Origin of the sequence: Pseudomonas sp. C5pp, assembly GCF_000814065.1 — a bacterium.
Lineage (GTDB): Bacteria > Pseudomonadota > Gammaproteobacteria > Pseudomonadales > Pseudomonadaceae > Aquipseudomonas > Aquipseudomonas asiatica.
In genome coordinates, this window is sequence record NZ_JWLN01000022.1 from 85,109 (window position 1) to 101,318 (window position 16,210).

18 protein-coding genes are annotated in these 16,210 nt (G+C 63.8%); 11 read left to right on the plus strand and 7 right to left on the minus strand.

Annotated elements, in window-relative coordinates; translation table 11 throughout:
* Nucleotides 1-172: 172 nt before the first annotated feature.
* On the minus strand, nucleotides 173-1,213 hold the full coding sequence (locus tag RR51_RS18320; RefSeq protein ID WP_024086621.1) for a patatin-like phospholipase family protein: 1,041 nt from the start codon (nucleotides 1,211-1,213) through the stop codon (nucleotides 173-175).
* 178 nt (nucleotides 1,214-1,391) lie between these two features.
* Between RR51_RS18320 and RR51_RS18325 the strand changes: the two genes are divergently transcribed.
* The 3 genes from RR51_RS18325 to RR51_RS18335 all read left to right on the plus strand — a co-directional run bounded on the left by RR51_RS18325 (nucleotide 1,392) and on the right by RR51_RS18335 (nucleotide 3,342).
* The gene (locus tag RR51_RS18325; RefSeq protein WP_003259403.1) at nucleotides 1,392-1,670 is read left to right on the plus strand and encodes a hypothetical protein; all 279 of its coding nucleotides are present in this window, start codon (nucleotides 1,392-1,394) and stop codon (nucleotides 1,668-1,670) included.
* 17 nt (nucleotides 1,671-1,687) lie between these two features.
* The gene (locus tag RR51_RS18330; protein ID WP_013971887.1) at nucleotides 1,688-2,467 is read left to right on the plus strand and encodes a CHAD domain-containing protein; all 780 of its coding nucleotides are present in this window, start codon (nucleotides 1,688-1,690) and stop codon (nucleotides 2,465-2,467) included.
* A 77-nt stretch (nucleotides 2,468-2,544) separates the two neighbouring features.
* On the plus strand, nucleotides 2,545-3,342 hold the full coding sequence (locus RR51_RS18335; protein WP_039614331.1) for an acyl-CoA thioesterase: 798 nt from the start codon (nucleotides 2,545-2,547) through the stop codon (nucleotides 3,340-3,342).
* A 136-nt stretch (nucleotides 3,343-3,478) separates the two neighbouring features.
* On the opposite strand, the gene RR51_RS18340 is transcribed toward RR51_RS18335, so the two are convergent.
* From RR51_RS18340 to RR51_RS18350, 3 genes are all read right to left on the minus strand, one after another.
* Entirely contained in the window at nucleotides 3,479-3,847 is a 369-nt protein-coding gene (locus RR51_RS18340; RefSeq protein WP_039614332.1) for an Mpo1-like protein, read from the minus strand.
* Nucleotides 3,848-3,922: 75 nt separating this feature from the next.
* On the minus strand, nucleotides 3,923-5,401 hold the full coding sequence (locus tag RR51_RS18345) for a methyl-accepting chemotaxis protein (protein ID WP_013971890.1): 1,479 nt from the start codon (nucleotides 5,399-5,401) through the stop codon (nucleotides 3,923-3,925).
* Nucleotides 5,402-5,657: 256 nt separating this feature from the next.
* Complete coding sequence (locus RR51_RS18350; protein ID WP_015269703.1) at nucleotides 5,658-6,455, minus strand: TatD family hydrolase; 798 nt, start codon at nucleotides 6,453-6,455, stop codon at nucleotides 5,658-5,660.
* A 159-nt stretch (nucleotides 6,456-6,614) separates the two neighbouring features.
* On the opposite strand from RR51_RS18350, the gene RR51_RS18355 reads away from it, so the two are divergent.
* From RR51_RS18355 to greB, 4 genes are all read left to right on the plus strand, one after another.
* Complete coding sequence (locus tag RR51_RS18355; RefSeq protein WP_039614333.1) at nucleotides 6,615-8,021, plus strand: transglycosylase SLT domain-containing protein; 1,407 nt, start codon at nucleotides 6,615-6,617, stop codon at nucleotides 8,019-8,021.
* Nucleotides 8,022-8,135: 114 nt separating this feature from the next.
* Nucleotides 8,136-8,573: a DoxX family protein gene (locus RR51_RS18360; protein ID WP_015269705.1), complete on the plus strand. Its 438-nt coding sequence runs from the start codon at nucleotides 8,136-8,138 to the stop codon at nucleotides 8,571-8,573.
* A 223-nt stretch (nucleotides 8,574-8,796) separates the two neighbouring features.
* Nucleotides 8,797-9,105, plus strand: coding sequence for a hypothetical protein (locus RR51_RS18365; RefSeq protein WP_023661930.1), 309 nt, complete (start codon nucleotides 8,797-8,799; stop codon nucleotides 9,103-9,105).
* Nucleotides 9,106-9,116: 11 nt separating this feature from the next.
* Entirely contained in the window at nucleotides 9,117-9,590 is a 474-nt protein-coding gene (greB, locus tag RR51_RS18370) for a transcription elongation factor GreB (RefSeq protein WP_013971895.1), read from the plus strand.
* Nucleotides 9,591-9,716: 126 nt separating this feature from the next.
* Here greB and RR51_RS18375 read toward each other — a convergent pair whose 3' ends face one another.
* Together RR51_RS18375 and RR51_RS18380 are read right to left on the minus strand one after the other, a co-directional pair.
* Entirely contained in the window at nucleotides 9,717-12,224 is a 2,508-nt protein-coding gene (locus tag RR51_RS18375; protein WP_039614334.1) for an ABC transporter permease, read from the minus strand.
* On the minus strand, nucleotides 12,224-12,907 hold the full coding sequence (locus RR51_RS18380; protein ID WP_003259775.1) for an ABC transporter ATP-binding protein: 684 nt from the start codon (nucleotides 12,905-12,907) through the stop codon (nucleotides 12,224-12,226). The genes RR51_RS18375 and RR51_RS18380 overlap by 1 nt, the downstream gene beginning before the upstream one ends.
* A 10-nt stretch (nucleotides 12,908-12,917) precedes the next feature.
* On the opposite strand from RR51_RS18380, the gene RR51_RS18385 reads away from it, so the two are divergent.
* The 3 genes from RR51_RS18385 (at nucleotide 12,918) to RR51_RS18395 (ending at nucleotide 14,961) form a co-directional block, all read left to right on the plus strand.
* A complete protein-coding gene (locus RR51_RS18385; RefSeq protein ID WP_039614335.1) occupies nucleotides 12,918-13,523 on the plus strand; it encodes an arylesterase in 606 nt (201 codons plus the stop codon).
* 58 nt (nucleotides 13,524-13,581) lie between these two features.
* Complete coding sequence (locus RR51_RS18390) at nucleotides 13,582-13,872, plus strand: hypothetical protein (RefSeq protein WP_013971899.1); 291 nt, start codon at nucleotides 13,582-13,584, stop codon at nucleotides 13,870-13,872.
* 111 nt (nucleotides 13,873-13,983) lie between these two features.
* Nucleotides 13,984-14,961, plus strand: coding sequence for a L,D-transpeptidase family protein (locus RR51_RS18395; protein WP_003259779.1), 978 nt, complete (start codon nucleotides 13,984-13,986; stop codon nucleotides 14,959-14,961).
* Between the two features lie 132 nt (nucleotides 14,962-15,093).
* Here the strand turns inward: RR51_RS18395 and oprI are convergent, their stop codons facing one another.
* A complete protein-coding gene (gene oprI, locus RR51_RS18400; protein WP_003259780.1) occupies nucleotides 15,094-15,345 on the minus strand; it encodes an outer membrane lipoprotei OprI in 252 nt (83 codons plus the stop codon).
* Between the two features lie 510 nt (nucleotides 15,346-15,855).
* Here oprI and RR51_RS18405 point away from each other — a divergent pair.
* Entirely contained in the window at nucleotides 15,856-16,137 is a 282-nt protein-coding gene (locus RR51_RS18405) for a GNAT family N-acetyltransferase (protein ID WP_003259781.1), read from the plus strand.
* Nucleotides 16,138-16,210 lie beyond the last annotated feature (73 nt).

Below are 16,210 nucleotides of genomic sequence, written 5' to 3' on the forward strand. Positions count from 1 at the left end.
TGGATGCATGAACGAACAGGCCGCCCAGTGCGGCCTGTTTCGTTTCTGTTCTCTGTGCCGGCCTCTTCGCGGGTAAACCCGCTCCCACAGGTACAACACAGGTTTCAAGTACAGTGGTGAACCTGTGGGAGCGGGTTTACCCGCGAAGAGGCCGGCACCAGCAGCGCAGGGCCTAGCGTTTCACCCCTTCATGGATATCCAGCGTATCCCGCGCAATCTCCCGCCCCAGGGCAATCAGCTCCGGCGCCTTGTAGAACTCGAAAAACCGGCACACTCGTTTGGGCACGTTGATCAGCACATCCGGTGGATAGCCTGCGATCTTGTACTGTGCCAACGAGGTCTGCATGACCTCGAAGCTCTGGTTGATCAAGTCCAGCAGCGAAGCGGGCCCCACGTTGTCGATGATGAACGAGCCGGTCGCAGACTTTGGCGCACCCTCGCGCTCCGGTGCCGCCGCCGGTTGCTGGCCTTCCGGGTTGGCGGCATCGGCCAGCCACGGGTTAGGCGGCGCCAGCCCTTCGGCGACGATTTCCTGCTCGATACGTATCAGCTCCTCCGCCGGCTTGCGCCGGAACGGCAAGCGCGAACCTAGCGAACTGAGTAGCGCATCGAAACGCATCTTGAACGCCGCCGGGCGTTCGATCACCGGTAGCTGGTACTGCTTCTGGTTGGTGGCATTGAGGTTGACCGCGATGATCAGGTCGCAGTGGCTGGACACCACCGGCACGATCGGCAGCGGGTTGAGGATGCCGCCGTCGACCAGCATGCGGTTGCCTTGCATCACCGGGGTGAACAGGCTGGGGATGGCTGCCGAGGCGCGCATGGCCTGGTGCAGGCAGCCCTCCTGGAACCAGATTTCCTGCTGGTTGGTGAGGTCGGCTGCAACCGCGGTGTAGGGGATGCGCAATTGCTCGATGTTGATCTCGCCGACGATCTTGCGGATTTGCCCGAACACCTTGTCGCCGCGAATTGCGCCTAGGCGAAAGCTGACATCGACCAGGCGCAACACATCCAGGTAGTCGAGGCTCTCGATCCAGTTGCGGTAGTCTTCCAGCTTGCCGGCGGCATAGATGCCGCCGATCACCGCACCCATCGAGCAGCCGGCGATACAGGCAATGTCGTAGCCGCGGCGCTCGATTTCCTCGATCACGCCGATGTGTGCATACCCCCGGGCTCCACCCGATCCCAGTACCAGTGCCACGCGTTTGCTCATGAACATTCCCCGGCCAGTGCAACCATGGTCCTACAATGCACCCATCGCCACCTGTGCTTCAATGTGCATCGTGCTGAGCTACTGTAATAAAACTGGCTGGGCCAAGCTGGCTGGGCAGGGCACTTTTCAGCTGCCGGGGCGTCGAACAGCCGATGTTTTTTCCATTGAGGTATTACCGATGAAAGCCTGGATCTGCCTTCCACTGATTGCCTTGGCCCTTGCTGGCTGCGCGGGCAAGACGGCCTACCGCGAGAGTTGCGCAACCCAACTGGATGCCGCCTGGAAGGAGCTGGACCTGGCCAAGGCCGAAGGCTTTGCCGGTGCCGTGAGCTACTCCAAGGCCTTGTCGCTGCTGACCGGTGCCAAGACCCAACAGCAGTTCGAAGGTTATGAAAGCTGTACCAGAAAAGCCGAAAAGGCCCGTTTCTACATTCGTGAGTCTCGCGCCGGGCGCTGACCAAGGAGCGTCTTTCAATGTCTGCCATGCTCGATCATGTGGTTGCCCAGATAGTGGCCTTGCAGGTGCGCCTGCTGGCCTGCCGCGAGCGCCTGGCTGCCGATACCGACAGCGAGGCCTTGCATGACCTGCGCACCACCCTGCGGCGCCTGCGCAGCCTGCTGCGGCCGCTGCGAGGGCTGCCGGGGGTGGAGCAGCTGGAGGAGGCCGCCAGGTCGTTGGGTGCCCTCACCACGCCGTTGCGCGACCGTGAGGTGCTGGCGGCCGAACTGATCGGGCATGGTTTTGCCGAGGCCGGGCAGCGGCGCCTGGAAGGGCGTGCCAGGACATTCGCCAGTGTTGCCGCCAGCCCCGAGCTGACGCGGGTGCTGGCGATTGTCGACGCGTTTCCGCTGTTCATGCGTGCAGCCGGTCGCGAGGGCCTGGTCAAGGCGCTGGAAAAGCGCATCGACAAACGCCTGGGCAAGCAGTGGCGCAAGTTGTACCAGGCGCTGCAGGACCCGGCCCACGACCGCCACCGCCTGCGTTTGCTGATCAAGCGTGCGCGCTATGGCGATGAGGCCTATCCGCAGCTCGACCATGCGGGCAAGCAGTTGCGGCGCTTGCTGAAGCAGGCCCAGGGCGACCTGGGTGACTGGCATGATCGCCTGCAATGGCTGCTGCAGGCGCGCGAGCATGCCGACCTGGCGCCGTGCAGGGTCGCCTGGGAGCAGGAATTGCATGAGGCCGAGCGCCATTCGGATGCGACGCTGGATGCACTGCAGCAGGCGTTGGCGCGGCGAAAGCCCGAAAAATGACCGAAATGCGGGGTGATCGGCATGGGTTTGCTGGCTAGGATGGGCAGACCTTATTCGCAGCAGGCAGGAGCCGGCCAATGAATTTCAACCAACTGCTCGACGCCGTGCGGGCCAACCCCGAAGCTGTATCTGTCCCGCCAAGCTGGGCCCAGGGGCGCGCCGCCTTTGGCGGGCTGATGGCGGCCATGGTGTATGAAGCCATGCGCCAGAAAATCTCCGATGACCGCCCCGTGCGTTCGTTGGCCATCAGCTTTGTGGCGCCAGCCGCGGCAGATGTGCCAATCCGCTTCGATGTAGAGGTGCTGCGTGAAGGCAAGGCTGTCAGCACCTTGCTGGGCCGTGCCGTTCAAGACGGCCAGGTAGTGACGCTGGTGCAGGGCAATTTCGGTGCAGGGCGGCCGTCGGTGGTCGATGTGCCAGCTTTGCCGGCCGAGGAAATGAAAGCGCTCGACGATGCAGCTCCCGAGCTACCCCATATCAAAGGCGTTACTCCTGAGTTCATGCAGCATGTGGCCTTGCGCTGGGCGGTGGGTGGATTGCCGTTCAGTGGCAATCAGTCGCGGCAAATGGGCGGCTGGGTACGTTTGCGCGGGGTGGCCGAAGAACCGGTCAACGAGGCGCACCTGCTGGCGTTGGTCGATGCCTGGCCGCCGAGCCTGATGCCGTTTCTCAAGCAGCCGGCTGCCGGCAGCACGTTGACCTGGACCATCGAATTCATGCAGCCCACGGCGCAGCTGTCGACCCTGGACTGGTGCCGTTATTGCGTGGAAACCGAGCATGCGCGGGATGGTTACGGGCACGCTGCCGCTGCGTTGAGGACGGCGCAGGGCGAGTTGCTGGCCCTGAGCCGGCAGACGGTTACCGTGTTTGCCTGACCGAGCCTGGGAGCGCGTTGCGCTCCGATCGCGACACAGGGCCGCTCCCACAGGATCGCGTAAATTTCAGGACATATGCGGTTCTTGTGGGAGCGGCCTTGCGTCGCGATTGGGTTGCAGAGCAGCCCCAATGGCATCAGCGCCGATGCTTGTGTCGTTCCCGCCAGGCCTTCCACCAGGCCCCGCTCAGCAAGAAGCGCGGAAAGGTGATGAACTGCTCGGTCAGCAGGCGTTGCACGGCATCCTTGCGGTTGGCGAAGGGTTCGGGTTGCTCGGCTTCCAGTCGATGGCCCTGGCGCTGCAGGCCCAGGCCGGCGATCAGGGCAATGATGCCAACGGCAATCTGGCCCAGGTCCAGGCCGAACAGGCCGGACAGAATCAGCAACGTGCCAAGGATGAACAAAGGCACGGCGATCAGGTGCAGCACCAGGTTGGCCGGGTGGCGGTGATTGTGGTGGTAGCCGCGCCATTGCCAGGCGGGCAGGTTGGGCAGGCGTTTGCTCATGGGCATTTCCTCTCGGTCATGCCCAAAGCTTAGTGCGCCCCCCAGGCGGGGGCCAATCGAGGCTGGCTATGGTGACTATAGCTTGAGCTGGCCAATGGCCTTGTTCAGTTCACCGGCCAAGGTTGCCAGTTCGCTGCTGGTGGTTGCCGAGCCCACGGTCTGTTGCACGGTCTGTTCGGTGACATCGCGGATACTCACCACGGCGCGGTTCATTTCCTCGGCCACCTGGCTTTGCTGCTCGGCTGCCACGGCAATCTGGGTGTTGCTTTCGCGCATCTGCGCCACGGCACCGGTAATTTCGGCCAGTGCTTCGCCGGCCTCCTGGGCCTGGCGGACGCAGTCGTCGGCCTTGTACGAGCTTTCCTGCATGAATTCCACTGCATCCCGGGTGCCCGACTGCAGGGCCGAAACCATGGTGGTGATCTCGTCGGTGGAGTTTTGCACGCGCTTGGCCAGGTTGCGCACTTCATCGGCCACTACGGCAAAGCCGCGGCCCAGGTCGCCGGCGCGCGCAGCTTCGATGGCGGCATTGAGCGCCAGCAGGTTGGTCTGCTCGGCGATGCTGTGGATCACACTGACCACGCCATTGATCTTCTGACTGTCTTCGGCCAGTTGACGAATCATCTCGGCAGTTTGCTGCACGCCGCTGGACAGCCCGGAGATCGAGTCCTGTACCCGGCTGACCACCTCCTGGCCGCTACCGGCCAGGGCGTCGGCTGTTTGTGACAGGTCACGGGTGGCGCCGGCATGCTGGGCGATGTGGTGCACCGTTGCTGACATTTCGTTGATGGCGGTAGCGGCCTGGTCGGTCTCGCTCTGCTGGCCAAGCATGCCGTGGCGCACGTCGCTCATGCTCGCGGCCAGGCGCGCGGCACCGGAGTCCAGTTGCGCAGCGGTGTGGGCGACAGTACTGACCACGCGGTGGTAGGTCGCCTGCATGGCATTGAAGGCCCCGGCCATCTGGCCGACCTCGTCACCACAGGCCAACGGCACGCGGGCCGACAGGTCGCCGGTCTTTTCCACGTGCAGCATCACATCCTTGAGGGTGTTGAGCTGGCTGAGCAGGAAGCGGATCAGCAACTGCGAGGCGCCGAGCATGGCCAGCATCAGGATCAGTACGCATACCGCGTAGTTGCTGAATCGGTCGAAGAACACCTGGCGCAGGCTTGGCGACTGGGCCAGCACGGCCATTTGCTGATCACCGTTGCGCAGTACCTGTGCGCCCTGTAGCGGGTTATTGCCCAAGAGCCGGGCGGCAGGCAGTTCGACCCAGCCTTGGGCATTGCGCAGGGCCTCCAGGGGTTCGCCTGCGAAGGTGGGCGTTTGCCCGGGCGACCAGCTGATGACATTGGCCGGGCGGGGCAGCGGCTGGCCGGCCGGCCAGGCAGCAAGCAGTTGCGCCTGCGCGGCCGCCTGGGCCTGCGCGGCCTCGGCGCGGGCGCGCTGCTCCAGGTGCACGGCATAGAGCACCAGCAGCAAGGTCGTGACAAAGGCCACCGCGTTGACGGCCCAGAACTTGTACTTCAGGGAAACATTGCTAAGCCAGGCACCCATGGGCAGGTCTTCTCTGAGTTGAGCGGGAACAATATTGGCAAGGTGCCATCATTGTGCCTGCACAACCCAGGGCCTTTCTTGATGTGTATCAAGAAAATTCCGCCGCAAGTTCTGCCGCGCTTTTGTAGGAGCGGCCTTGTGTCGCGATAGGGGTGCGAAGCGCCCCCAGGTTTTCAGCTTCAGCGGATAGATTGCCGGGGCCGCGTTGCGGCCCTTTCGCGACACAAGGCCGCTCCTACAGGAGAACGCGTCGGGTTCAGGGGAGTTGGAAAAACGCCCGCGCCGTTGCCGTGGTATGTGCCGCCGTGTGTTCGGTCGACTCACCCCGGTGCAAGGCCACTTCACGCAACACCTCTGGCAGGAACGCTGGTTCGTTGCGCCCGTTCTTCGGCTTGGGCCGCAGGCTGCGTGGTAGCAGGTAAGGCGCATCGCTCTCCAGCATCAGCCGCCCCTCGGCAATGTTGCCCACCAGCGGATGCAGGTGGGTGCCACGGCGTTCGTCGCAGATCCAGCCGGTAATACCGATGTGCAGGTCCATGTCCAGGTAGGCGAACAGCGCGTCGCGCTCGCCGGTAAAGCAGTGCACCACTGCGCCGGTCAGATGGTCGCGGTAATCCTTGAGGATCGCCAGCAGGCGTTCGCTGGCGTCGCGTTCGTGCAGGAACACCGGCAGACGCAGCTCGGCAGCCAGTGCCAGTTGTGCCTCCAGGGCTTTTTCCTGCAGCGGGCGAGGGGAGAAGTCCCGGTTGAAGTCCAGGCCGCATTCACCCACGGCGCGTACACGTGGTTCACTCAACAGCTGGCGCAACTGGCGCTCGCTGCCGGCATCCCAGGTTTTGGCATCATGAGGGTGTACGCCTGCCGTGGCGAACAGGTGCGCGCCGCTCGCATCCAGTTGCTGGCACAGCTCCAGCGCCTGTTCGCTGACCGCCAGGCTGGTGCCCGTCAGCACCATTTGCGTGACCCCGGCCTCAAGGGCGCGCTCGACGATTGCCGCCTGCTGGTCGTGGAAACTGCTGTTGGTCAGGTTGACGCCGATATCGATCAGTTGCATGGTGCTATCTCGTGCCGCGGGGCGGCCAGCATAGCAAAAACCGTGTTTTTCTGAAAAAAACCAAGAACTTCATGCTGTTGCTGTGGTCTTTTGCCGTCATTTCTCTCTTGGCGGTGCAACTCCATGGATGCCGCCCACCGACCACGGACACGTTTTCGCATGCAGCGATGCCGGCTCATTTTCCTGCTGACGCTTGGGCTGACCTTGACCGGGCCTGCTCACGCGCGCGTGCCGGGACCGCAGCAGAACATCGCGCCGGCCAAGGTCCGTGACCTGCAACAGATTCGCACCAGCAAGGTGCTGCGGGTGCTGGTCAACCAGAGCCGCAACAGCTCCGGTGAGGTCAAGGGCGAGCCGGTCGGCATCGAATACTATCGCCTGCGTGCCCTGGAACATTACCTCAATGCCCGCGCCGCCGACGGCCAGGAGATCCAGCTCAAGCTGATCCCGCGGGCCAAGGAGCAGTTGCTGGGGGCCCTGGCCCGTGGCGAGGGTGACCTGGCCGCGCCGGGTGAACTGCTCGACCCCGCCGTGGTGCGTGGGGTCAGCAGCAGCGCGCCGGTGCTCGACCAGGTACCGCTGCTGCTGGTGGGGCGCAAGGGCGAGCGCAGTTTCAGCCATGTCGAGCAGTTGTCCGGGCGTACCGTGGCCCTGACCAGCGCCAGTGCCGCCGGCCCGTTGATCCAGCAGGTCAACCAGCAGCTGGCGCTGCGCAAGCGCGCGCCGATCAAGGTGGAGTGGGTCGACTCGACCCTGGCGGTGGAAGATGTGCTGGAAATGGTCCAGGCCGGCATCTATCACCTGACCGTGGTCGAGCAGCCGATCGCCCGGCGCTGGGCCAGGGTGATGCCGCGCCTGAGGCTGGACAGCCGCGTAAAACTGGGGGCGCCGCAAGCCATGCGTTGGTATGTGGGGCGCGATGCGCCGCAGTTGCTGGCCACGGTCGATCGATTTCTGCAGGGCTACCGGGCGCCGGACAACCAGGACGCCGCGTTCGAGCGCATCTACCGTCGCCAGTACCGGGTGCACGACCCCTTGGCCCGCAAGAATCGCCAGCGCCTCACCGCGCTGCGGGGGGTGCTGCAGAAGCACGGTGATGCGCAGCAGATAGACTGGCTCAACCTGGCCGCGCTGGCCTTCAAGGAGTCGACGCTCAACCCGGCAGCGCGTGGCACCGGAGGGGCCCATGGCCTGATGCAAATCACCCCTTCGGCGGCGCAGCGCGTGGGTGTGAGCAACACCGCCACGGTGGATGGCAATGTCCAGGCCAGTGCCCGCTACCTGGCGCTGATCCGGCGCAAGTTCTTTGCCAGCGCCAAGATCAACGAGCGCGAGCGCATGGCCTTCGTCCTGGCGGCCTACAACCTGGGGCCCGAGCGGGTCCAGGCCATGCGTGCGGAGGCGCGGCGTCGCGGGCTGAATGGCGACCAGTGGTTCTTCCAGACCGAACGCATCGCCATGGAGCAGGTGGGCATGGGGCCAGTCAACTTCGTCAACAGCGTCAACAAGTACTTTGTAGCGTTCAATCGGGAACGTGCTGCGCTGGAGCGTGTAGCTAAGCGCTGACAAATCGATTTTGTCGATTGTTATGTTGGGTTTTTTGCGATTCTCATATCTACTAGATCGATTATGATGGCGCCCATCCCAACACAACTTTCCTCGCTTCAAGGAGTCTTCGACATGAACAACGCTACCCTCAACGCTCTGTTCTCCACCCGCGCCGGCGCTGGCCTGAGCGTCATCCGTATTCTGGTCGGCATCATCTTCATTGCCCATGGTGCGCAGAAACTGTTCGGCATGTTCGGTGGCTATGGCCTGGAAGGCACCGGCCAGTGGATGGAGAGCATCGGCCTGGCCCCGGGTTACCTGATGGCCCTGTTGTCTGGTAGTGCCGAGTTCTTCGGCGGCCTGGCGCTGGTGATCGGCCTGCTGGCCCGCCCGGCGGCCCTGGTGCTGGCGGTAACCCTGGTGGTGGCGATCCTCTCGGTGCACATCGGCAACGGCCTGTTCATGTCCAACAACGGCTATGAGTTCGGCCTGGCCCTGCTGGCTGGTACCGTCGCGGTACTGATCGAAGGCGCTGGCCGCTTCTCGCTGGACCGCCTGATCGCCCGCTGATACACCGCAAATGCCAAGATACGAGCCTCAGGCCGATCACTTTCGGCTTGAGGCTTGTATCTTGCCGCTTGTAGCTCTAGCATACCGTCTGCGCCGATTTAAACAGCTACTTGCGGGGCGCAGGAAAGCCCCTCTCCGGGTCATCCGAAATACCGCTAAAGCGCTGGTTCGGTGACGCCTCCCACCGCTGCCCAGCGGGATTCGCGAGGCGGAGAGAAGCTCCATGAGTTGCCCACGTACCAGTGTCTGTTTGAGCCCCTTGCCTGCCAGCCAGGCGTCCCGCACACCGCGCATCCTGCTCGGCGGCCAGCATCAACCCACTCTTTTGCGTCACCTTGAAGGCCTGTCCAGGCGCAAGGGCCAGGCGCGTGCCTTTCTGATCCAGTTCGCCGATACCGGCTGCCACCTCGCGCAGTATGGCAATGACCGTTTCGACCTGGCCGTGATCCAGGCCCCGGCGCCGGACGAGGCCGCCGATATCATCGGCCACCTCACCCGTATCGCGCGCCAAGGCCTGATTACCCGCCGCTGAGGAGCGCGCTGTTGAGTACCAATATCATCACCACGGAAGGCCATGAGGCGCTGAAGAAAGAACTGGACCACCTGTGGCGAGTGTACCGCCCGGAGATTACCCAGAAGGTTACCTGGGCGGCCTCGCTGGGCGACCGCAGCGAGAATGCCGACTACCAGTACAACAAGAAGCTGCTGCGCGAGATCGACCGCCGGGTGCGTTACCTGCGCAAGCGTCTTGAGGATGTGAAGGTGGTGGCCTACTCGCCGCAGCAGGAGGGCAAGGTGTTTTTCGGTGCCTGGGTGGAGATTGAGAACGACGAGGGCGAGACCATGAAGTTTCGCATTGTCGGGTATGACGAGATCTATGGGCGCAATGACTACATCTCGATCGACTCGCCCATGGCTCGTGCCTTGCTGAAGAAGGAGGAGGGTGATGAGGTGGTGGTGCACACACCTACCGGTGAAGCGACCTGGTATGTAAACAGCATCAGCTACGGGCAATGAGTCGATTTTGACTGTGCCGGCCTCTTCGCGGGCTTGCCCGCTCCCACAGGGTTACCACAGCATTTGACCGTTGTGTCGGACCTGTGGGAGCGGGTTTACCCGCGAAGAGGCCGGCACAGGCTGTCATCAACTCTCGCGTAAAACCGCCAACGGGCTGGCATTCAATGCCCGCCGCGTCCCCAGCACCCCTGCACCACCCACCAGCAGCGCCCCTGCCAGCGGCAACAGCAGCAACCACACATGCGGGCTCCATTGCAGGTCGAAGGCATAGCGGTACAGCACCAAGGTAATCAGCTCACACCCTACCGCCGCCAGCAAGCCGCTGGCCGCACCCAGCAAGCCGAACTCGATCCGCCGCGCCTTGACCAGCAATGGCCGCGCCGCGCCCAGCGCACGCAGCAAGGCGCCCTGGCGGATGCGCTCGTCCAGCGTTGCCTGCAAGCCAGCGAACAGCACCGCCAGCCCGGCTGCCAGCACGAACAGCAACACATACTCGACCGCCAGGGTCACCTGGGCGAGGATGCTGCGCAGCTGATCGAGCAGGGCGTCTACCTGCAGGATGGTCACTGCCGGGAATGCCCGTGACAGCGCCACCACATCCAGGTCATGGCCCGGTGCCAGATAGAAGCTGGTCAGGTAGGTGGTCGGGAGCCCCTGCAGCGTGCCGGGTTGGAAGATCATGTAGAAGTTCGGCTGGAAGCTGTCCCAGTGCACGCTGCGCAGGCTGCTGACCCGTGCCTGGCGTTGCTGGCCGCCGATGTCGAAGGTAAGCAGGTCGCCCAGTTGCAGTTTCAGGCTGTTGGCCAGTTCTGCCTCCACCGACACACCGGGGATTTCATCTTCGGCGGGCAACGCCTGCCACCAGTTGCCGCCTGTCAGTGCGTTGCCTTCGGGCAGCTCGGCTGCCCACGTCAGGCTGAGGTCGCGCTGAACGGCGCGCTCACCTGCCGAGTCCTTGCTGACCACCTGCTGCACCGGTTGCTCGTTGATTTTTACCAGGCGGCCGGGTGTCACCGGGTACAGCGGCGCCGAGGTGGCATTGACCTGCTGCAGGTGTTGGGCGAAGGGCTCACGATCATCCGGCAGGATGTTCAGGGCGAAATGGTTGGGTGCATCCTTGGGCAGCTGCGCTTGCCAGGTGTCGAGCAGTTCTGCGCGCAGCAGCGCGACCAGCGCCATGGCCAGCAGGATCAGGCCGAAGGCCAGGGCCTGGCCGGCAGCGGCCATGGGGTGGCGCAGCAGTTGGCCCAGCCCCAGTCGCCAGGTCAGTGGTGCCCCGGCCAGCAATTGGCGCAGGCTGCGCAAACCGAGCAGCAGCAGGCCGCCGAGCAGCAGCGCGGCGACCAGGCCGCCACCGAGCAGGGCGAAGGTGAGCAGCAGGTCGAGGCTCAGGCGCCACATGATCAGGCCCAGTGCAAACAGGGCCGCACCGTACACCAGCCAGCTGCTGGGCGGTATCGGCAGCAGGTCGCGGCGCAGCACGCGAAGCGGCGGTACCTGGCCCAGCGCGGCAATTGGCGGCAGGGCGAAACCGGCCAGGGCTACCAGCCCGGTAGCGATGCCGGCCAGGGCTGGGACGATGCCGCCTGCAGGCACCACGCTTGGCAACAGGCCATGCAGCAGGCGGAACAGGCCCAGTTGTGCCAGCCAGCCGAGCAGGGCGCCGGCCAGCGCGGCGACCAGGCCGAGCATGGCCAACTGCAGGCAGTACAGGCCCAGTGCCTGGCGGCGCGAAAGGCCCAGGCAGCGCAGCAGGGCGCTGGCGTCCAGGCGGCGTGCGGCATAGCGGCTGGCCGACAGGGCCACGGCAACGCCTGCCAGCAGCACCGCCACCAGGCTGGCCATGTTCAGGTAGCGCTCGGCCTTGCCCAGCGCGCCGCCGACCTGCTGGTTGCCGTCGCGGGTGTCGCGCAGGCGCTGGTTGGCGGCCAGGTCCTTTTTCAGTGCCCCGCGGTACTGGGCCAGCGCTTCGGCATCGCCGCGCCACAGGTCGCGGTAGGTGACCCGGCTGCCCGGCTGGATCACGCCGGTGGCTTGCAGGTCGGCCAGGTTCATCATTACCCGTGGGGTAAGGCTGTAGAAGTTGTTGGCGCGGTCCGGTTCGTAGGTCAGTACGCGGCTCATGCGCAGCGTCTTCATGCCCACGTCGATGCTGTCGCCAACCTTCAGCCCCAATGCCGCCAACAGGCGTGGTTCGACCCATGCTTCGCCAGGTGCCGGGCCGCCGCCCGGGGTTTCTGCGGCATAGGGCTCTGCGGCACTGCGCACTTGCCCGCGCAACGGGTAGGCACCGTCGGCAGCCTTGACGCTGGACAGCTGGATGCCGTTGTCGCCGCCGACCACGCTGGTGAACTCGACGACCTGGGCGTGGCGCATGCCCAGTGCCTTGCCGGCCTCGATCTGCTGGTCGCGGGCCGGGGCGCTGCCCTGCAGCACCAGGTCGGCACCAAGGAACTCGCTGGCGCGCAGTTGCATGGCGCCGTTGAGGCGGGCACCGAAATAGCCGATGGCAGTGCTGGCCGCGACCGCCACCAGCAGGGCGAAGAACAGCACGCGCACTTCGCTTGCGCGAATGTCGCGCAGCAGCTGGCGCAGGGCCAGGCCGCACAGGCGGGACAGCGGCATGTGGGTCATCAGGCCTCCGCCGGGGCCACCAGGCGGCCCGCATCCAGGCGAATCTGGCGGCGGCAGCGCCGGGCCAGGCGTTCGTCATGGGTAACCAGCACCAAGGTGGTGCCGCGCTCCTTGTTCAGTTCGAACAGCAAGTCGCTGATGCGTTCGCCGGTGTGGCTGTCGAGATTGCCGGTGGGTTCGTCGGCAAACAGCACTGCCGGTTGCGCGGCGAAGGCGCGGGCGATGGCCACCCGTTGTTGTTCGCCGCCCGAAAGCTGGCGCGGAGTGTGGCTAAGGCGCTTGCCCAGACCGACCCGTTCGAGCAGGGTGCGCGCGTGTTCGCGGGCATCGCGGCGGCCATCCAGCTCCAGCGGCAGCATGACGTTCTCCAGGGCATTGAGGCTGTCGAGCAACTGGAACGACTGGAACACGAAACCCACATGTTCGGCGCGCACCCGCGCGCGCTGGTCTTCATCCAGTGGCCCCAGGTCGTGGCCAGCAAGGATGACCTTGCCGGCACTGGGCTGGTCGAGGCCGGCGAGCAGGCCAAGCAGGGTCGACTTGCCCGAACCCGAGGCGCCGACAATGGCCAGGCTGTCGCCTTGGGCCAGGTCGAGGGACAGGGCGTGCAGGATGGTCAGGTCACCTTCCGCGCTGGGGACCACTTTGCTAAGGTTCTGCGCAACGAGAATGCTGGGGCCCATGGAGAATCCGATGCGAGTGTGGTGGTTGAGTGCCGGTCTGGCCCTGTATTGCCTGGCCCAGAGCGCGGCGGCGGGAACACTGCTGGTTGTCGGCGATAGTATCAGCGCCGGTTTTGGCCTGGATACCCGCCAGGGCTGGGTCTCCCTGTTGCAGACCCGCCTGCGGGACGAAGGTTTCGACGACAAAGTGGTCAATGCATCGATCAGCGGCGACACCAGTGCAGGTGGCCAGGCGCGGCTGCCGGCGCTGCTTGCAGCGCACAAACCGAGCCTGGTGGTGCTGGAGCTGGGTGGCAACGATGGCCTGCGTGGGCAGTCGCCAGCGCAATTGCAACAAAATCTTGCCTCGATGATCGAGAGCTCGCGCAAGGCCGGTGCCAAGGTGGTGCTGCTGGGCATGCGCCTGCCACCCAATTATGGCGTGCGCTACACCACCGCCTTCGCCCAGGTGTATGAACAGCTGGCGACAGAAAAACAGGTGCCGCTGGTGCCGTTTTTCCTCGAGGGGGTAGGGGGCGTGCCTGAGTTGATGCAGGCGGATGGCATTCACCCGGCCCAGGCTGCTCAGCAGCGCCTGCTGGAAAATGCCTGGCCGGCGATAAAACCCTTGCTGTGACGCTTTAAACGGCGCCTGCTTTCGGCTAATGTTGCGCCCCCCGTTTCGAGTGCCACCGATGCCGCGCCCTGCCTGGTCCCTGTATGCCTACCAACTGATCGAGCCTGATGAGCAGCTCGACCTGTTCGCCTGCCAGGAAATCCGCGTCCACCTCGTGGCCCGCCAGCTGGAGCTGGGCGTACCGGCCGACCGCACCTTGTGCGGTGGCCTGCTGCCGGCGCAACCGCGCTGGTCGGGGGTGCCGCGCTCGATCTACCGCGACGGCCGTCTGTGCGACCTGTGCCGCGCCATCCTCGATGCCCAGCGGCGCGGTATGCGCCCGGTGTGGCCGGAGCTGCAGGGCGGCTGAACGCCGCACCTTTCATCATCTGAAACGCTTGCATAGCGCCAATGCCTCCCGCTTGCATCGGCGCGGGTGTACAATCGATTCTCTTGACCCACCTTTCGAAGGATTTACCGGATGTTGCCGCGCTTTCCTGCCGTCACCCGTAGCCTGTCCCTGGCCGCCCTGCTGGTAGCAGGCCCCGCTGCTGCGCTGGAGCTGCCACTGCCACCACCCGGTGAAGACATCATCGGCCAGGTGCATGTGATCAAGGCAAAGTACGAGGACACGTTTGCCGATATCGGCACTGCCAACGACCTCGGCTACCTGGAAATGATCGCCGCCAACCCGGGCGTGGACCCATGGCTGCCAGGTGCCGGCACCGAGATCATCCTGCCGACCCGCTACATCCTGCCGCCTGGCCCGCGTGAGGGCATCGTCATCAACCTGGCCGAATACCGTATGTACTACTTCCCGAAAGGGCAGAACGTGGTGCATACATTCCCGCTGGGCATCGGTCGTGAAGGCTGGGGTTCGCCGATCGCCAATACCAAGATCACCGCCAAGACGCCAAACCCGACCTGGACCCCGCCAGCGTCCATCCGTGCCGAGCACGCGGCTGACGGCGACATCCTGCCGAGCGTGGTGCCGGCCGGCCCGGACAACCCGCTGGGGCCGTTCAAGTTCACCCTCGGCGTGCCGGGCTACCTGATCCACGGTTCGAACAAGAAGTTCGGCATTGGCATGCGTACCAGCCACGGTTGCTTCCGCATGCTCAACAACAACGTGCTGGAACTGTCGAAGATGGTGCCGGTGGGTACGCCGGTGCGCATCATCAACGAGCCCTACAAGTTCGGTATCAGTGGTGGCAAGGTCTATCTGGAGGCGCACACGCCGCTGGACGACCAGGGTAATCCGTCGGTGGTCGATAAACACACTGCTGTTATCAATGCCTTGCTCAAGCGAGAAGACCTGGCCAATAACCTACGCATGAACTGGGACATGGTGCGTGATGTGGTGGCCGCGGAAGATGGCATGCCGGTGGAAATTGCCGTACCGACCGAAAACCAGGGTGGTGCGCCGATGGTTTCGAGCATTCCGCCCGAACTGCAGTAAGGTAATTGCGACACACCCGGGCCTGCCTTAGTGCAGGCCTTTTCGTTTCTGCCTGGCGCGTTTGCCTTGTGCGTAGGCAATAAAAAAGCCGACCCACAAGTGGGTCGGCTTCATAACAATCCGTGAGGATTATTACTTGCGGCTGGCTTTGTCCAGCATACGCAGAGCGCGCTCGTTGGCTTCGTCAGCGGTCTGCTGAGCCTTCTGAGCGGCTGCCAGTGCGTCGTCAGCCTTACGGTAGGCTTCGTCAGCACGAGCTTGAGCGCGAGCTGCTGCGTCTTCAGTCGCAGTCAGACGAGCTTCGGTTTCTTTGGATACGCTGCTGCAACCGGTAGCCAGAACTGCGGCCAGAGCCAGAGCAGAGAATTTCAGAACGTTGTTCATCGTGTTCCCCTTCAAGGACTTTCTATTAAATAGCCATCTCTCGGAAAAGAGAAACTGGCCGGCGTACATAGTACCCATTACTTGTAGTAAGTAAACTGACTAAGCGCAAGAACTGCAAAAAAAATGTTGCTTGACGCCTTTTCGACAAGATTTGCGGCACGCTCCGTGAAAAAAACGTGCAGGGCTCGCAAGCGACTGTAGTACAGGAACTTTTTTGTTGAACTAAGGGTGACTCTAACTGTCTGCCAGCGTCTTAAGCCCTAGTACATCCGGTTGCTGCAGGGCGTGCGGTCAAGAATGGCATTTGGCTGCATTTTCGCCATTTTTAACCGCCACCACCTTGAGCAATCCTGCCTGCGGCGCCTACTATCTTGTGAGTGCCAGAAGATCCGAACGATTGCAATCGTCCAGTGGTCGAAGTGGGCAACAGGTGGCGTAGAGGATTCTGTGCCGGATAAACCACCATCGGTTAAGGTATGGGTCTGCCGAGAAGACCTGCGAGGAGTAGTGATGAGCGAAGCGCTGACCATCCATCATGACCAGGCCGGTCATCAGTTCGAGACCAGCGTGGACGGTCATCGTGCCTATCTGACGTACATGGATCTGGGCAAACAGACGCTGGACATCTATCGCACCTTCGTACCCAACGCCCTGCGCGGCCGCGGGATTGCTGCCGCCCTGACCGAGCGGGCCCTGGAGTATGCTGAGCAGATGGGCTACACGGTGATTCCGTCCTGCTCGTACGTGGAACGCTACATGGAGCGCCAGCAGCGGCATTCGAGCAAGGTCTGATTCTGTAAAAAAGAGCGGGGCCGCTTCGCGCCCCATTCGCGGCACAAGGCCGCTCCTACAGGAAATCGCATAA

Bases quoted from the DNA above. Each gene is read 5' to 3' on its own strand.
- RR51_RS18330 (WP_013971887.1), top strand. From the start codon at position 1,688: ATGTCTGCCATGCTCGATCATGTGGTTGCCCAGATAGTGGCCTTGCAG.
- RR51_RS18340 (WP_039614332.1), bottom strand. From the start codon at position 3,847: ATGAGCAAACGCCTGCCCAACCTGCCCGCCTGGCAATGGCGCGGCTAC.
- RR51_RS18395 (WP_003259779.1), top strand. From the start codon at position 13,984: ATGTTGCCGCGCTTTCCTGCCGTCACCCGTAGCCTGTCCCTGGCCGCC.
- RR51_RS18385 (WP_039614335.1), top strand. From the start codon at position 12,918: ATGCGAGTGTGGTGGTTGAGTGCCGGTCTGGCCCTGTATTGCCTGGCC.
- RR51_RS18350 (WP_015269703.1), bottom strand. From the start codon at position 6,455: ATGCAACTGATCGATATCGGCGTCAACCTGACCAACAGCAGTTTCCAC.
- RR51_RS18375 (WP_039614334.1), bottom strand. From the start codon at position 12,224: ATGACCCACATGCCGCTGTCCCGCCTGTGCGGCCTGGCCCTGCGCCAG.
- RR51_RS18365 (WP_023661930.1), top strand. From the start codon at position 8,797: ATGAGTTGCCCACGTACCAGTGTCTGTTTGAGCCCCTTGCCTGCCAGC.
- RR51_RS18320 (WP_024086621.1), bottom strand. From the start codon at position 1,213: ATGAGCAAACGCGTGGCACTGGTACTGGGATCGGGTGGAGCCCGGGGG.
- RR51_RS18360 (WP_015269705.1), top strand. From the start codon at position 8,136: ATGAACAACGCTACCCTCAACGCTCTGTTCTCCACCCGCGCCGGCGCT.
- RR51_RS18355 (WP_039614333.1), top strand. From the start codon at position 6,615: ATGCAGCGATGCCGGCTCATTTTCCTGCTGACGCTTGGGCTGACCTTG.
- RR51_RS18345 (WP_013971890.1), bottom strand. From the start codon at position 5,401: ATGGGTGCCTGGCTTAGCAATGTTTCCCTGAAGTACAAGTTCTGGGCC.
- RR51_RS18335 (WP_039614331.1), top strand. From the start codon at position 2,545: ATGAATTTCAACCAACTGCTCGACGCCGTGCGGGCCAACCCCGAAGCT.
- RR51_RS18390 (WP_013971899.1), top strand. From the start codon at position 13,582: ATGCCGCGCCCTGCCTGGTCCCTGTATGCCTACCAACTGATCGAGCCT.
- oprI (WP_003259780.1), bottom strand. From the start codon at position 15,345: ATGAACAACGTTCTGAAATTCTCTGCTCTGGCTCTGGCCGCAGTTCTG.
- RR51_RS18405 (WP_003259781.1), top strand. From the start codon at position 15,856: ATGAGCGAAGCGCTGACCATCCATCATGACCAGGCCGGTCATCAGTTC.
- RR51_RS18325 (WP_003259403.1), top strand. From the start codon at position 1,392: ATGAAAGCCTGGATCTGCCTTCCACTGATTGCCTTGGCCCTTGCTGGC.
- RR51_RS18380 (WP_003259775.1), bottom strand. From the start codon at position 12,907: ATGGGCCCCAGCATTCTCGTTGCGCAGAACCTTAGCAAAGTGGTCCCC.